The sequence below is a fragment of the Leclercia sp. GHBNCSD genome (genome assembly GCF_055805075.1).
Map to the genome: position 1 here is coordinate 160,435 of NZ_JBQVYO010000002.1, position 13,494 is coordinate 173,928.

The following is a 13,494-nucleotide window of genomic DNA, read 5'->3' on the forward strand; positions in this document are numbered from 1 at the left end:
GAGAAAGAAGTTGTCAGATGTCCTCGGCCAAGATCCCCGCACTGATAATCGCGCCACCGATCTCGCGCTCGCCATACAGCAATGCGACCGGGTTACCCATTGCCAGGGTATTCACTGCACCGCCGAAGGCATAGCTGGGTTTGTTGTCCGGGTCATCGCGCCCCTGCAGGCCTTTGGGCTGTGGTGAGAGCATCTGGTAAATGCCGCCAGCCATCATGCCGATACCAGCGGATATCATCGCCCCACCAACAGGACTGGCCCAGCCTGCAGAAAGGCCAGACACTACAATGCCCGCAACCACCATCACGGCACCAAGGATGGTTTGAAAAATGCCGGCTTTTTTGGCCCCCTCCATCACTGATGCGATGCGGATATCGGTGTCCCCTGACAGCGCCTTAAAGTCATCAACGCCGATGTTGCGTTTACCGCGAAACACTGCGAACGTCATGCCATTCTTTTTGGCGTCCAGGAGGTAGCTTTCCAGCCCGTCGAGATTGATGCATAGCGCCTTTACAGCTTCTGCTGAAGTCTGAACCGCCAGCCGGTGAACGCGGCCAAACCGGGCCCCCAGGACCCCATACAATCGAATCGTGGTCAAACGCGCCATGGCTGTATCTCCTGCGGCAAGTCTTTGTGGCGAACGCAGATCATGGTCCGGTCTTTGAAGTAACCCCGGGCATACGGCGTGATGCAGGATGGCTGCCCGTAGAGGTGGTGAAGCAGTTCGCCTTCTTCGGTGATGATCCCCGCGTGGTTCCACTTGGCAGACTCCACCTGCATGATGACCATGCAGCCGGGTGCCGGGTCGCATTCGACAAACCCTTCCCGCTCCCAGTTCTCGAAATAGAGGTTGTCCGGGTACTGGCTTTCCCACCATGGGTAATCAACGCGGAAATCGTTAAGTATCACGCCCTGGGTGGCGTGCCAGTCCATGACCAGCCCCCAGCAGTCGTGCGAGCCCAGAATGAACGGTCGGCCAATCAGCGGTATGGCGTCCGGCGTTATTTCTGCGTATTCATCACAGTCCGACGCATAGATGCCCCAGACCACGCCGGAGTTATTGCACTGCTGGCGGTCGAGGTCTGACGGGATAGGCCGTGCGCCGTCGCCCGGGTGGGAGTGAATGACCCGGATAATGGTTCCGGCATCCTCAGCATTCGCCCAGTGCTCGCCGTCAATGCGGAAATGCTCCGTCGGGTTTTCGTGGCTGTTCGGCACCGGGATGTAACGCTGGCGTCGCCCCGACTGGATGACGAAGCCGCAGCACTCGCGTGGGGATTCCTCCAGCGCATGCGCGCGGATCGCCGCCATAATGGTTTTGTTCATTTTGATGTCCGGTTATCGGGAGAAGAGAACGGTTGCCGGGAAGCCGCCAAAATCGAGGTTTGCCGCGTTAGGCTCTGCCAGCCCGGCACCGAAACGCTTACGGCAGTCGCTCAGGCAGCCGCCGCATACATCAAATGCAGGGTCGGCCACTGCATTACCCTTGGCATCGAAATACGCCGTGCCGTTGTAGGTGCAGCCGTCACCGCTGCGGTATTGCCCGCGCAGCGCCCACTCGCAGAGCGAGGTTATCTGCCGGGTCGGGATCACCTGCCCCTGCAGGTCTGCCGGGCTGCTCAGCGACCACGAAACGACCTCATCGTCTTCAGCCGTTTTGGTATCCAGCCAGAAGGTTTGCAGGGAGAAGGCGGTTGGATCTGCTGACGGGTTAACGCCGCCCGGGAAGTTCACCGCATCGAGATATACGGCGTAGGTGTCGATGATGCTCACCTTCGCGTTAACCATGTCTTTAAACTGAAGGCACAGCGCGGTGATATGACCATCAAGATTGGAAACACTGAGCGTCGGCTCTGCGGCCTGATCCGTTGACAGCTCCAGCCCGGCCATCTGGAAGGGCCAGAACTCGTATGCGTTGCCAGCCCAGATTATTGGCTTCGGCCCCAGCTTCGACTCGTCGTCGTTCGCCGCATCAATTTCTGCTGGCGTATGGGGGAATGGTGCGTAATGGAAGCGGTGGATCCCGCCGCTGAATTCTGAGGCATCCACTTCGACCAGGCGGACCCTGCCGCCCGGTGCCAGCTTTGCCGCCTGATCAACAAGTGCCATTATGCGTATACCCCGTAGGCCCGTTTAATAGTGAACGTCAGCTCTGCGAATTTGCTGCTGATCTGGTTTTTGCGAACAGAGTCGGCGACAACGCGATACATTCCCTTCTCTTCGCCCGGCGGCGTAATGATGAAGGCCTTCACGGTATGAGCCAGAAGGAAATCGCGCACTGCGTTTACCTCTGCCTCAGTGCCGGTATGTTTTATCGGCACCTGAATGGCCGTGGAGTTAATACCGTTCTCGGCAACCTGCTCGTAGCCATCGCCGAACTGAGCCGTTCGCACCGTTTGACCATATTCGACAGGCCCGGCACCAAGCTGCGAGCGCCAGCTGTAGGTTTCAACTGCCATATTTGCTCCATAAAAAAACCCGCCGAAGCGGGCTTATAACTATCTAAGTATGCAAATCACTTAACGTGATTTGCTTGCATTTCTTTGTACATATTTTTAGCGAACTCCACATCACTAATTTTGGGATCGATTTTCTCTTGGCATTGCTGAAATTGTCTTAGTGGCTCTTTACCATCACTTGCTGGTTTTTGAGATACCCCCAGAGCCTCATTTTGGACTCGTTCAGCCTCCTCCAAAGCAAAAGTGTGTGCATTAAAGATACATATAGTTTTTGGCACTGCAATTTTTGTAGAAAACTTAAGATAACCGGCGTAACTCCCAGCAACTCCAAAAATGAGAGATACGATCACACCAAATAGAAAACAAAATACTTTGTCTTTAGTCATCTAACTCCCCTAGGCATTCTGTTTATAACCCATGTGTTTTCGAAAAAAACCAATGAAGTTAAAATATCACATTGATAAATCACATGTTTTTGTAATAGCCGACCTTGGAATCAAAGTCCTGTTTGGCGAGAGGTGTTTGGCTGGTCACATATGATTCCCACGAACTGTAGGCATCGATTAGAGCATGCTTTTCATCAGCACCTGTCGTGCCCGCCTTTACAGCCTCAAACACGTTGGACGCATTCTCTTTCCGTATGTTTTTTCTGTTTGCACCACATGTCGCTATTGCATCGGCAACAGAGTCATTCCACCCAACCATTTGAAGGATTTCTATCCGCTTTTGAATTACGAACTGATCCGCAGATGCGTTACGTGCCTGAGTTGAAAGATACTCAGCAAATTCCCTTTTATTTTTTGGCGACTGAGAGGGAAACTCTATGTCCAGATCGCATTTTGACAGCTCATCATACTTGGCTTGTTTTTGCACGTTGTTGCTTGGACCATTACCAGCACACGCAGAAAGAGCCATTGCTAACACCACAGTCATGAAGACCTTTTTCATTATCATCCCCTGATTAGTATGGTTTTGAGCATAATAACCAGGGGAGTCATCGATGTAACCAGGTATGGTTGATATTGCTATCTCAGAATTTAAGACGATGCCTATTTGGATTGGAACTGCCTGCCAAGAAGGCCATCACTTCGAGCTGCTCTCATAAGGATCTCAGCCACCTTAGTTTCTATTTCCTTCCCTAACGCCCGCGCTGCAGCGCCTCCGTCTCCAGATGTGTTTGATGTGGCATTGCCCTTATTATCGATATAAATATCTATGTTGACCTGCGGCTGTGCACCACCTCCCCCCTGTGCCCTGACACCAAGTCGGCCAGCGGAGTCACGCGTTAGCGGCATGATCGCCTCAGCACCGGCTTCAGCAAAGACGCCGCCCTTAGCAAACTTTGATGCTCCATGGAACGCGAAGTATTGAGGTGTATCATAGACACCATTCACGTACTTACTGAGGCCCGGAGACTCATAGACTCCGCCTTTTGCATTCGGGGTGAATGACGGAACAGCGAATGATTGTCCGCCCCCAGCCGAAGCCCCAGAGCCACCACTAATCCACCCCATTGCGGCCTGCACTGCAGAGGCAAACATGAGGCGGTTCGTCACGTCCAGGATCATCTTAAGCATCGACTTGCCGAACTCTTTAACCGATGCCTTCCCTGTCGTCATGAGCTCGGTCAGCATGTCGCTCAATCCCGTCAGTGTTGAACTGGCAACATTCTTGACGGCGTCATAGGTGTTGGTAGCAGCATCCAGATACTCATTCCAGCCACTGATCGCACCTGATTTCCATTCGCCGCGAAGCTTATCTTCTTCAGCATAATAATTCCGAAGCGCTGCCAGCTCTTTCTCATAGCCTGCGTCTTCCAGTTTTCCGCCGCCGTTCAGCCATCCCTGTCGTAACTGCGCTTCCTCCATCATACGCTGCGTCTGGCGACTGCTAAGGCCTGCGCCGTCCCGCAAAGCATCGGTCTTTTCCGACATCTGCGTAACGTACTTGTTAGCCTGTTTAGCCAGCCCGTTGATCTTCTGCTGGGCCTCGACTTCCTTGTTCTTCTGATCCACCACCTTAGCGGCGTTCAGAATGGCCTCACGGCTCGACAGTAGAGATTTCTCCTGAGCAGTCAGGGCGCGAGTTTTGGCGGCCTCATCCAGTTCAGCAAAGTGGGATTGCTGTTTACTGAACTCAGTATTTTTGGCGTGGGTTTCTCCGGTCTGTCGCAGAGTTTCGAGGGTTTCAGTTAACGTTCTGGCCTGAGCGCGGTAGTTCTCCAGGGTGCGATCGCCAGCATCCAGAGTGGCCTTGGCCTCTTTGGTCTTTTTGGTCGAGTCATCGGCAAGTTTCGAGACTGCATTTTTCGATGCACGATCAGAGCCGCCGTCACCTTTTACCAGTACCCCTCGAGCTTCAGCCTCATAGGCTGCCTGTGCGTTAGGAGCAGTAACCCGCTTCCATAGTTCGTCGTAACGCTTTTTATTCGCCGCGATCTCTTTGTCAGCTTCAGCCCCGGCCTTTTTCATGGCCTCGACATCCATGCCGAGGAACTCCGTTACTGCGCCACCACCAGGTATTTTTTCAGCCCACCCGGCAATGGTCCCAGTGAACTTGGCATCCAGTGAGGTGATATTGAGGAACAGGTCCTTAATCGAGGCTCTAACCAGATCGAAAATATCGATCACCTGATTTCCCCAGGCGCGGACAGTAATGCCAATATCACTGAAGTTGTCAGAAGCACTCTTCTTAAGGGTTTCCCATACTTTGCCGATATTGTCGGTCGCTTTAATGGTTTCCTCAGCGCGTTTATTCATGACATCGGCATACAGCTGGATGGCATCAGCCACCGCAGCCTCTTCACCCTTTTGCTTACGTAGCTGGATGATGTGCTTCATCATAGCTTCGTCGACAAAGCCATATTGCTCATTCAGGCTGGCCAGCCCTCTCACCGGGTCGCTGACAATCTTGCCAAAGTCGGCCATCGCCGTTTTGGTATCGTTGCCTGCCTTGCCCATCAGGGTGATGGACATGGCGATCTGCTTCATCTGGCTGGCGGTATATTTGCCTGTATCATTCAGCGCAACCAGGGTATCGACGGTGGAGCTAATGGAAGTATTCGTCCTGCCAGCCACTTCTTCAGCGGCCTGGTTGAGTTGCTGCATTGAGGCGAAGCCAGCGCCACCCATCATGATGACAGAGCGCGCCACCTGATCGAACTGTTCAGACGAACTGTAAGCGGCTGCAGCCAGCAGGCCAATGGTGCCCACCAGACCGCTCAGCGCAATTGTGGTTGGATTAATCATCCCAGCCATGCTGCGGATGTATTCGCCGACGCCGGACAGCGCCCCCTGCACTGAGCCAAACTGGTCTTTTATCTGGCCGCCCTGCTGGAGCAGGATCAGGAACGGTGACTGCCCACCAGCCAGCTGCGTGGCGATATCAGTGAACTGGGCTGGCAACGTGCGCATGGCCGCGCTGTACTGCCCCACGGAGATACCGGCACGCCGCGCGGCCAGTTCCTGCCGCGATAATGCCTCAGGTAGTACGTCAGCCACGCCAGAGAGCCGCGCACGCGTCTGGTTAAGGATGGTGTTGAAGTGCTCAAACTGAGCGCCATTGATGCGCCCTGCCTCGAAATGGGCCACCAGCTGCGCGTGCTGCTCATCCAGAGAGTTGAACGCGCGGATCGTCGGGTCGATGGAGCCCAGCAGGTTCTTCAATGCGGCAGATTGCTTTTCGGCAGCTTGGGTGGCGGCCAGTTCGGCCTGGGCCCGCGCTGCTGCCTCGCCGGTATCGGTCAGCTTCAGCCGGGTATCATCCAGGATCTTGTTATAGGCCTGGAATGTATCGGTATCCAGAAAGCCCCTGGTCTGGAAGTTACGCAGCGCAGCCTGCTGTTCGTCCAGGCGGTTCAGCGCCTTGGTAACCGGGTCGATATTCTCCAGCAGGCCTTTGAGCGCGGTCTGCTGCTCTTTGAGGCCTTCACTGCCCTGCTTCGCAGACTCAGCGCCAGCGCGAAATACGCTGTTAAGGTCATCAGCTTTACCTACGGCACCCGCCGCGGCCTCACCGAGTTTATCCAGTTCATTGCTGGCCGTTTTCAGATCGGATACGTCAGCACGCAATGTGATCGAGGCGATTTGGTCACTCATCAGGCCGTCTCCTTATGCATCACTTTGAGAGCCTCGCTTTCCATGATTCGAATATCAGCCATGCAGGCCGCCGCATCCTCAACCCCGTGCAACTGAAACACCCAGGGGAGAACGTTGTAATCAAGACCGGTCGCACCGCCCGCGCCTACGCGCCATTGAGTCGCCATTGCGGAGAAGACAGTAAAGGCCTCCCATACGGATGGCAGGATCCCCACATCTTCCTCCACGTCCTCAGGCGTTAAACCAAAAGCGGCTAACTCCGCGAGCGTCGGTCCCGGTGTATACATCGCTGCGGCGACCTGCCTCAGTTTTTTTCGCGGATGCCCATCAGCTCTTTGGTGTAGGCCAGACCGATGCTGTCGAATGCGCGCGGATAGTTCTGCAGGAGGACGATCACGTTATCGCGGGTGAACTCATCCGGCAGCGCCCAGCCTTCGACGATTTCCATGAGGTAATCGGCCTGCGGCTCTACTGCTGCCTTTTTGCCTTCAGCTGCTTTTTGCAGCTTCTCGTCCATTGCGCGGAGTTCCTGCAGCGTCTTGTGGCGGAAGGTGAAGGTCAGTTTGCCGTCGTCAGCACCGGCGCGCGGGATGCTGGCAGTAACGGAAAAGGTAGGATTTGGGATTAGGAAGAATTTGGTCATTGATTCATCTCAGAATGGCCCGACGAACCGGGCCTTGTTGGTTAGCTGACAGTGACGGTGCACGCAGCTGAGGTAATGGTTTTGCCTGCGGCGTCGGTGACCTCGCAGGTGTAGACACCAGCATCGCTGGATGCGACCGACGGGATGTTGAAAGTCGAGGCGGTTTTGCCAGGGATAGCGGTGCTGCCCTTCTTCCACGCGTAGGTGTATGGCGCGGAACCACCCTGCATAACCACAGCCAGATCCAGCGCAGCGCCTGTTGCGAGTGCTTTAGTGGGTGGCAGGTCAGTCAGGAACGCCAGTGGCAGCACGGATGAATCAGCGATCGGATAAATCTGCATATCCGATTCGAAGTTCATACGCGCTTCGTTGCTCTCAACGGCGTTGATTTCGGTACGCGGCACGCGCTGGAAAGATACTTTGGCGGAGTAGTAACGATCCGCTTTGCCGCGCGGGTTGTGGAACCATACCGCAGTGGTATCGCTGGAGTCGTCCAGGTCGATGAGACGCTTGTAGATCGCCAACATCGGGTCGTGGGCGAAGGTGTAGACCTGAACCACGGCGTTTTTGAACGTCGGGATAGTACGGGCCTTATCATCTTCCAGGAACTGGATAGAAATGGACTGCTGGTCGCCGCCCTCTGTAGACAACGTCATCACCTGCGGCATGGTGATCCAGGAGTCGACTTTGCGCAGAGTACCCGCGCCGGTACCCGCCGGGAATTTCTTGGTATCGGTGGTATCGAACGCTTCCAGCACGATTTTGGTGGTGGTGACAGACTTAACGCGCAGCACCATGTTATCGAGCTTGAGCCAGCCAGAGTTTACCTGGACGACATCGCCCGCGAGGATCCCGGCAGCCGAGGCAACGGTCAGTTCGCATTCTGTCGCGTTGGAGGCTGCAGTAAAGACAATCGGCGCAAGATAGGCCTTGGCCACGTTCACACGTGACCCGTTAGGGATTGCGAATGCCATTGCATTCTCCTGAATTGAGGAAATAAAAAACCCGCCGGGTGGCGGGTCAGTAATCAGCGCGATACTGCATGCTGACGGGGGTGGTGTAGGTGATGGAGCCGCTACTGCCGTTTGGTGTGGAGGTCGGGCGATCCTGTATCGGCGTACGCACCTGCGGCGGGCCGTTGATGTAGACGGTCAGGTCACCATCCACCAGCGGCAGACCTTCGGGGAAGGCGTCAGCGATGGACTGAGCCAGCCCTCTGGCCTGATTCACGCCACTACCAGCAGAAGCGATGATATTGAGCTGAAGAATGCCCTGGTACGTACGCAACTGGCCTTCCAGATCCTGCCCCACGGTTTGCGCCGGCAGAACATAAACACGCCCGTAAGGCACAGTATCCGGGGGAGTAAACGCGATGTTCGGCCAGGCCACTGGCAGCCCGAGCGAAGAGCAGATAACCGCGATACGACCTTCCAGCAGGTCAGCGATCCGCATTGACTGGTCACCGGCCATTGCGCACCTCGCTCATTGCCTCACGGAACAGCTGCGCGGCGTCCAGCGCCGTGATGCCCACCATGCCGCCGGGAGCCTGTGTGGAATGACCGTTTTCCAGCTCTTGGGCATATGACAGGTTATTGGTGAAGTAAATCGAGCTGACCTGCCCCACCCGGAACACCTCGAGCACTGCCAGACCGCGGGAGTTGGAACCCTGGCCGGAAGCATCCGGTATATCATTGGACTGGGTCGGTTGGCTATCAAACCCCACATACCAGTTATTCTTAAAGCGCCCGCCGACATAGCCATCAGGCTTTTTGATGTCCATCGAGTCGTTCACTCGCAGCCCGCGCTTAAGCCGTCCTGATTTGGTCAGGTTGGCAGGATCATCACGCAGGGTCGCGTTATGCTCCCGCACCGCAGTGTTGTACGCCGTCGCAGTCTGGTTGACCTGCCAGATATCAGGCTGGCCTACCGGAGACATATCCACCAGCTGAGCGAGGATTTTAATACCCGTCCGGCGCACTACCTCCTCTGCTTCCTGCTTTGAACTATCTATGAACAACTGAATGGCAGCCAGGAACGGCTGATTAGCTGAACTAGCCATAGTTACGCCCTCAGCTGGATGTTGTAGGAGATCAGCACATCGGCAGGCTTAACCGGATTCGGCTGCACCACGCGCCACTTTTTGCCGTCAATTTCGATACGGTCATCAATGCGTACTTCCGTTTCGAACGTGGCCGCCAGCTTCTTGTCGCCTGTGGCGATCAGGGAGCCGTCGATTTCACGAGAGGAGTATTCGGTGATGACACCGGTTACGGTCGCGTTAACCGCCGGAGTGGTGACCTCTTTCCCGAACTGATCGCGGGTGGTGCCGCCGCCGCGGGTAAGCTGGTAAGTCTTGCCGTTCTCGGTCAGCAACCGGGTCGCCGTCGCGCGCATACGTCGATAGTCGATTGGCATGTCACCCCCTTTCGATGCGGATCTGATTGCCGCCCACCACTAGCCCACGCAGCGAGGAATAGAACCAGGGGAATGACGGCGAGGCCTTATTGGTTCCCGGCTCGTACTGCACGGTCACCGCGCCCTCGACGCGTTCCATCGTCACCGCCCCGCCACCAGCGACCGACGGCGTGAGGTCAATCTCCTGTGACTCGATAGCCAGACGGCACTGTGCGTCAACGAGGCGCTGCGGGATGGAGTCATCAGGAAGGTCAACGCCATCGAAACGCACGCCCGAGCGCGGCCACGACAGCGGCTGCGATGTGCTGGAGCGCTGGCCGCGCCAAGCCTTCCCTTCGAGAAAGTCCATAGCCTGCATAAGCATCTGGCCGCACTCGCCGTCATCGGCAGGAACGGTATACCCGCGCCCCGCCGCGAACGCACGCAGGTCAGCAACGCTGGCGTAACTGTTGAAGCCAGGAACGTGGGGATCGGCAACCAACATGGTTACTCCTCCAGACGCCAGTCCAGCGCCAGCCAGTTATCCACTTCGTCAGGGTGTACCTCAGCACTCAGCGGGCCCCCGGGGAACTCTGGGGTATCTCGCACCATAGTCACCAGCTCAATACCTGGCTGGTCCTGCTGGGCAGGAGCATGTTCAGCTCCGTTCTGCGCGGCAAGCTTCTCAGCATCACGCTGCGCGCGCTGCTCTTTGGTTAATCCGGCCATTGGGCCTCCTGAAAACAAAGGGGCCGAAGCCCCAGTGGTTAACCCATGATGATGGTGGAATGCTCAGGCTGCACGGCTGCAACGCCCCACGCCACACCAACCTCATAACGCACCTGACGGTACTGGCGATACAGCGCGATCTGGAAGGTAATACCAGAGACAGGATCGGTTACGTTCATCACATCGTCAGCGGTATCGCCGCCTTTTGGCATGGCCGGGGTACGGCAAGCCAGCAGGAATGCGTTACGGTCAAAAGCAACGTTTGGCGCGAACTCGCTCAGCACAGTGACAGTTGCCTGGTCTGCAAGATCCTGGCGCAGGCCCGGCGCGCCGATGGTGATAGTGGAAGAGGTTGCCGCTACGACCATGTACTGGTTGTCATCGCCATCGAACTTCACTGCAGTCCCGGCAGCAATACCGCCAGTGCCAGCAGAGATAGCAACAATGATGTCGCCCTCTTTCTTCGCGCCGTTGACCTTATAGCCCGCCGCAGTGCTTTTCGCAGTGCGCTTGATGTTGGCGGATTCGTGCAGGTTAAAGCCCATCACACGACCAATGATGCCTTCACGCAGAAGCTGATCGGTACCTGCTTCGTTCGCTTTGAACAGTACGGACTGTTTGCCACGGATGGATGCCATCGCTTCGCCGCCCAGTACCATGCGCAGGTCAGTGGTTGGTGCGCCGTTATCAGTCAGTACCTGGCGAGCGTTCGCCGCATCAGACAGGTCGTCTTTGACACTGAACGGTGTATCTTTTGGAGCACCAACAGCGCGGGAAGACTTGTAAGCCAGCGATGCCAGGTCAGCATCCATTTCGTTGCTCAGTGCGCGGAACGCCTGAGAAAACTGGTCAGCCAGGACAATGTCATAAGTGCCCGATGGCCCGATGGCAAGCTGCTCTTCACCATTCCATTTAACCGGGGCCATTTTGGATTTGGTGATTTTGACGTCCACAGTACCAATGTTCTGATCACCGTCGTTTGGCGCGGTTGCCGCCGGGGTGATATCAACGGTGGTGGTTTTGGGTGCCACCGGTGCGGTCACGGTCTGATCTTTGGCCGCGGCATCGGCTTTGGCGTTACGAGCCACCGCCGGGATAAAGCCCACCTGCTCGCGCGATACGCGATTCAGGGCGGTGTAAATAGTCGGGATGAGGCCGGTGAGGGTGTTGGACATTCAGGTTTCCTTTCGGTTAATCAACGATGCTCGTGCCGCCGCCAATTACCGTTTGTTGTTCAACTGGCGGTAAGGCGTCGAAAGCAGCGCGTTTCATGGTTTTTTGCCCGGCCTGATGCTGCGACTGGTGGGAGCCACCGCCGCTGTTGCCGGACGCTTTGAGGATGTAGTCTTTCTGCGGATGCAACTCGACCAGAGATTCCAGCGCTTCATCGAAGCCAGCCAGTTCGCCGGGTTTGGTGCGGGAGAACACCTTGTTGCCCTGCCCGTCGTAAGCCACGACCTTGCCGTCTTCGATTTTGAAGTTCTGACCGAAGTGGGAACGCACGAACTCTGCCGGGATCGCCATCTTCTCGGAGATGAATTTCGAACCACCGAAGCGGCCGCCGATCATCTCGTCGTAGAGCTGGGATTCGAGCTGTTTGGTTTTGCCGTTCGCTTCGTCCAGCTGCTGCTGGTAAACCTTGGTGATCTCAGCCTTCACCTGGTCAACGGCGCCAGCGTCGATCAGCTTCTTCTGGTCGATTTTGGTCATCATCTCCAGGGCTTCGAGCGCCTTGGTCGGGTCGGAGATGCCAGAGAATTTCGCGAGACTGGCTTCCGCCGCCTCCTTCGCCTCTCGGTGAGTTTTGGCTTCACCGTTCAGGGAGGTGATTTTGGTCATCGCTGCGGCTGCGTCGAACGGGATCTCTTTGCCGTCGTCATGGACGTACACAGGCATACCGTTTTCAACGACCACATTGCCGTTAGCATCAAGTTTGAGTTTCATTGTTTTGCTCCAGCCTTCCGGCCATTGGTAATAGGTCATCCGACCCGGTCACCGCGTCGCATCCGCTCAGCGGCAGGCATAAAAAAGGCCACCTAGAGGCAGCCTGATATTGATAGGGTTGCGTTATTCGAACGCCGACGCATCAACGCGTCGCAGTTCGTCCAGGGTCAGGAACTCCCCGGCGTCGTTGAACATCTCCGGCACGGTAATTTTGCCGTCACGCAGCATCATGGCGCGGGTGACACCGAGCACCTGCTCCTGCCGTGCGTACGGCTGCCGGGTAAGCCATTCGGCATAGCTGGTATGCGCTGGCACCTGCCCGTCCATCGACGCACGCGTAGCGCTACTCAGTTCGCCTGAGGCTATCTGCAATTCCTCCCACGATTTGGTAATCAGGATTTCGCCGGAGCGACAGCAGAAGTGGATTTTGCCGGGGCCGCGCAGATACGGAACCACATGCCCCAACGGCTTACCGTCGAGCGTGTAGAGTTTACGGTCACGAATGATGCACCACTGACTGGTATGCGTATCCAGCGTGGAGGACCACTGTTTGGCCTTCACGATATCGCTGTTGGCCTGGGCGAAATCCTGACGCGCCGTGGCGGCCATGTGATTCACAGCGGTGCGGGTCACCACCGCCAGGTCGCGCCGGGATGCGTTGATCACCCCGTCTTCACGATTGAGTTTCGGCGTGCCGGCAACGCGCCGGACAATTTGCTCTACCGTTTCGCCCTGGAGCAAACCGGAGCGCACTGCGTTAGTGATTTTGTCCAGCCGGTCGGCTTCAAGCTTCTGCCCCCACTCTTTCAGCAATCGCCCCTGGAAAGGCTGCGCCACTGCTGCGGCATAAACCTGCTCGGGTGCGATGCTCTGCAGCGGCACATGCTTAAGGATCTGCTCCGGGATAATGCTGCTGAACAGGTCCAGTTGATACCCGGCCTCATATTCAACGTAGCGCGCCAGTTCCCGAGCCAGCGCATCATTGACCGGTTCGTAAGCCTTCTGGTTCAGGTCACGTACGCCAGCCAGCAGCGAAGCGAGGCGGCGAGCACTGTAGGTGTCGGCACGCTTGCCATCCAGCAGCACCAGCAGCCTGGCCGCCAGGTCTGCATCCAGCTTGTTCAGTAGCGCCACCATGCGCCGGGCGACGCCATTACCATAGCGGGTCACATACAGGCCATGCGCTATCGTCTCGTCCTGAAACCGATCGTTGACGGAGCGGGCCATA

General features: G+C 56.5%; 18 protein-coding genes. All 18 read right to left on the reverse strand.

Annotated features, from left to right (window positions below; all coding sequences use genetic code 11):
- Positions 1-13: 13 nt before the first annotated feature.
- On the reverse strand, positions 14-607 hold the full coding sequence (locus tag ACT3IC_RS21010; RefSeq protein ID WP_473479122.1) for a tail assembly protein: 594 nt from the start codon (positions 605-607) through the stop codon (positions 14-16).
- Positions 595-1,326, reverse strand: coding sequence for a C40 family peptidase (locus ACT3IC_RS21015; protein ID WP_250589306.1), 732 nt, complete (start codon positions 1,324-1,326; stop codon positions 595-597). The genes ACT3IC_RS21010 and ACT3IC_RS21015 overlap by 13 nt, the downstream gene beginning before the upstream one ends.
- A 12-nt stretch (positions 1,327-1,338) precedes the next feature.
- Complete coding sequence (locus ACT3IC_RS21020; RefSeq protein ID WP_250589305.1) at positions 1,339-2,109, reverse strand: phage minor tail protein L; 771 nt, start codon at positions 2,107-2,109, stop codon at positions 1,339-1,341.
- Positions 2,109-2,459, reverse strand: coding sequence for a phage tail protein (locus tag ACT3IC_RS21025; RefSeq protein WP_473479125.1), 351 nt, complete (start codon positions 2,457-2,459; stop codon positions 2,109-2,111). The genes ACT3IC_RS21020 and ACT3IC_RS21025 overlap by 1 nt, the downstream gene beginning before the upstream one ends.
- A 56-nt stretch (positions 2,460-2,515) precedes the next feature.
- Positions 2,516-2,845, reverse strand: coding sequence for a hypothetical protein (locus ACT3IC_RS21030; protein WP_473479128.1), 330 nt, complete (start codon positions 2,843-2,845; stop codon positions 2,516-2,518).
- A gap of 79 nt (positions 2,846-2,924) precedes the next feature.
- Positions 2,925-3,407, reverse strand: a complete 483-nt coding sequence (locus ACT3IC_RS21035) for a hypothetical protein (protein ID WP_473479131.1) — start codon at positions 3,405-3,407, stop codon at positions 2,925-2,927.
- A gap of 101 nt (positions 3,408-3,508) precedes the next feature.
- Complete coding sequence (locus ACT3IC_RS21040; RefSeq protein WP_473479134.1) at positions 3,509-6,556, reverse strand: phage tail tape measure protein; 3,048 nt, start codon at positions 6,554-6,556, stop codon at positions 3,509-3,511.
- Positions 6,556-6,843, reverse strand: coding sequence for a DUF1799 domain-containing protein (locus ACT3IC_RS21045; protein WP_039028848.1), 288 nt, complete (start codon positions 6,841-6,843; stop codon positions 6,556-6,558). Before ACT3IC_RS21045 ends, ACT3IC_RS21040 begins: the two co-directional genes overlap by 1 nt.
- A 17-nt stretch (positions 6,844-6,860) precedes the next feature.
- The gene (locus ACT3IC_RS21050; protein ID WP_473479137.1) at positions 6,861-7,199 is read right to left on the reverse strand and encodes a phage tail assembly chaperone; all 339 of its coding nucleotides are present in this window, start codon (positions 7,197-7,199) and stop codon (positions 6,861-6,863) included.
- Between the two features lie 41 nt (positions 7,200-7,240).
- Positions 7,241-8,173, reverse strand: a complete 933-nt coding sequence (locus ACT3IC_RS21055) for a phage tail tube protein (RefSeq protein ID WP_473479139.1) — start codon at positions 8,171-8,173, stop codon at positions 7,241-7,243.
- A 46-nt stretch (positions 8,174-8,219) separates the two neighbouring features.
- Positions 8,220-8,651 (reverse strand): phage tail terminator-like protein, encoded by a 432-nt coding sequence (locus tag ACT3IC_RS21060; RefSeq protein ID WP_473479141.1) that lies wholly within the window; start codon positions 8,649-8,651, stop codon positions 8,220-8,222.
- 7 nt (positions 8,652-8,658) lie between these two features.
- On the reverse strand, positions 8,659-9,258 hold the full coding sequence (locus ACT3IC_RS21065; RefSeq protein WP_473479144.1) for a hypothetical protein: 600 nt from the start codon (positions 9,256-9,258) through the stop codon (positions 8,659-8,661).
- Between the two features lie 2 nt (positions 9,259-9,260).
- The gene (locus ACT3IC_RS21070; RefSeq protein WP_473479146.1) at positions 9,261-9,614 is read right to left on the reverse strand and encodes a hypothetical protein; all 354 of its coding nucleotides are present in this window, start codon (positions 9,612-9,614) and stop codon (positions 9,261-9,263) included.
- A gap of 1 nt (position 9,615) precedes the next feature.
- Positions 9,616-10,098: a DnaT-like ssDNA-binding protein gene (locus tag ACT3IC_RS21075; protein ID WP_473479147.1), complete on the reverse strand. Its 483-nt coding sequence runs from the start codon at positions 10,096-10,098 to the stop codon at positions 9,616-9,618.
- A 2-nt stretch (positions 10,099-10,100) separates the two neighbouring features.
- The gene (locus tag ACT3IC_RS21080) at positions 10,101-10,322 is read right to left on the reverse strand and encodes a hypothetical protein (protein ID WP_473479151.1); all 222 of its coding nucleotides are present in this window, start codon (positions 10,320-10,322) and stop codon (positions 10,101-10,103) included.
- Positions 10,323-10,360: 38 nt separating this feature from the next.
- Entirely contained in the window at positions 10,361-11,497 is a 1,137-nt protein-coding gene (locus ACT3IC_RS21085; RefSeq protein ID WP_473479154.1) for a major capsid protein, read from the reverse strand.
- 16 nt (positions 11,498-11,513) lie between these two features.
- Positions 11,514-12,266, reverse strand: coding sequence for a DUF6651 domain-containing protein (locus tag ACT3IC_RS21090; RefSeq protein WP_473479157.1), 753 nt, complete (start codon positions 12,264-12,266; stop codon positions 11,514-11,516).
- 123 nt (positions 12,267-12,389) lie between these two features.
- The gene (locus ACT3IC_RS21095) at positions 12,390-13,493 is read right to left on the reverse strand and encodes a phage minor head protein (RefSeq protein WP_473479160.1); all 1,104 of its coding nucleotides are present in this window, start codon (positions 13,491-13,493) and stop codon (positions 12,390-12,392) included.
- Between the last annotated feature and the right edge of the window lies 1 nt (position 13,494).

Excerpts from the sequence above, each read along its gene's own strand:
- ACT3IC_RS21030 (WP_473479128.1), bottom strand. The coding sequence starts at position 2,845 with ATGACTAAAGACAAAGTATTTTGTTTTCTATTTGGTGTGATCGTATCT.
- ACT3IC_RS21025 (WP_473479125.1), bottom strand. The coding sequence starts at position 2,459 with ATGGCAGTTGAAACCTACAGCTGGCGCTCGCAGCTTGGTGCCGGGCCT.
- ACT3IC_RS21065 (WP_473479144.1), bottom strand. The coding sequence starts at position 9,258 with ATGGCTAGTTCAGCTAATCAGCCGTTCCTGGCTGCCATTCAGTTGTTC.
- ACT3IC_RS21095 (WP_473479160.1), bottom strand. The coding sequence starts at position 13,493 with ATGGCCCGCTCCGTCAACGATCGGTTTCAGGACGAGACGATAGCGCAT.
- ACT3IC_RS21040 (WP_473479134.1), bottom strand. The coding sequence starts at position 6,556 with ATGAGTGACCAAATCGCCTCGATCACATTGCGTGCTGACGTATCCGAT.
- ACT3IC_RS21055 (WP_473479139.1), bottom strand. The coding sequence starts at position 8,173 with ATGGCATTCGCAATCCCTAACGGGTCACGTGTGAACGTGGCCAAGGCC.
- ACT3IC_RS21010 (WP_473479122.1), bottom strand. The coding sequence starts at position 607 with ATGGCGCGTTTGACCACGATTCGATTGTATGGGGTCCTGGGGGCCCGG.
- ACT3IC_RS21070 (WP_473479146.1), bottom strand. The coding sequence starts at position 9,614 with ATGCCAATCGACTATCGACGTATGCGCGCGACGGCGACCCGGTTGCTG.
- ACT3IC_RS21085 (WP_473479154.1), bottom strand. The coding sequence starts at position 11,497 with ATGTCCAACACCCTCACCGGCCTCATCCCGACTATTTACACCGCCCTG.
- ACT3IC_RS21090 (WP_473479157.1), bottom strand. The coding sequence starts at position 12,266 with ATGAAACTCAAACTTGATGCTAACGGCAATGTGGTCGTTGAAAACGGT.
- ACT3IC_RS21075 (WP_473479147.1), bottom strand. The coding sequence starts at position 10,098 with ATGTTGGTTGCCGATCCCCACGTTCCTGGCTTCAACAGTTACGCCAGC.
- ACT3IC_RS21035 (WP_473479131.1), bottom strand. The coding sequence starts at position 3,407 with ATGAAAAAGGTCTTCATGACTGTGGTGTTAGCAATGGCTCTTTCTGCG.
- ACT3IC_RS21080 (WP_473479151.1), bottom strand. The coding sequence starts at position 10,322 with ATGGCCGGATTAACCAAAGAGCAGCGCGCGCAGCGTGATGCTGAGAAG.
- ACT3IC_RS21050 (WP_473479137.1), bottom strand. The coding sequence starts at position 7,199 with ATGACCAAATTCTTCCTAATCCCAAATCCTACCTTTTCCGTTACTGCC.
- ACT3IC_RS21020 (WP_250589305.1), bottom strand. The coding sequence starts at position 2,109 with ATGGCACTTGTTGATCAGGCGGCAAAGCTGGCACCGGGCGGCAGGGTC.
- ACT3IC_RS21045 (WP_039028848.1), bottom strand. The coding sequence starts at position 6,843 with ATGTATACACCGGGACCGACGCTCGCGGAGTTAGCCGCTTTTGGTTTA.
- ACT3IC_RS21060 (WP_473479141.1), bottom strand. The coding sequence starts at position 8,651 with ATGCGGATCGCTGACCTGCTGGAAGGTCGTATCGCGGTTATCTGCTCT.
- ACT3IC_RS21015 (WP_250589306.1), bottom strand. The coding sequence starts at position 1,326 with ATGAACAAAACCATTATGGCGGCGATCCGCGCGCATGCGCTGGAGGAA.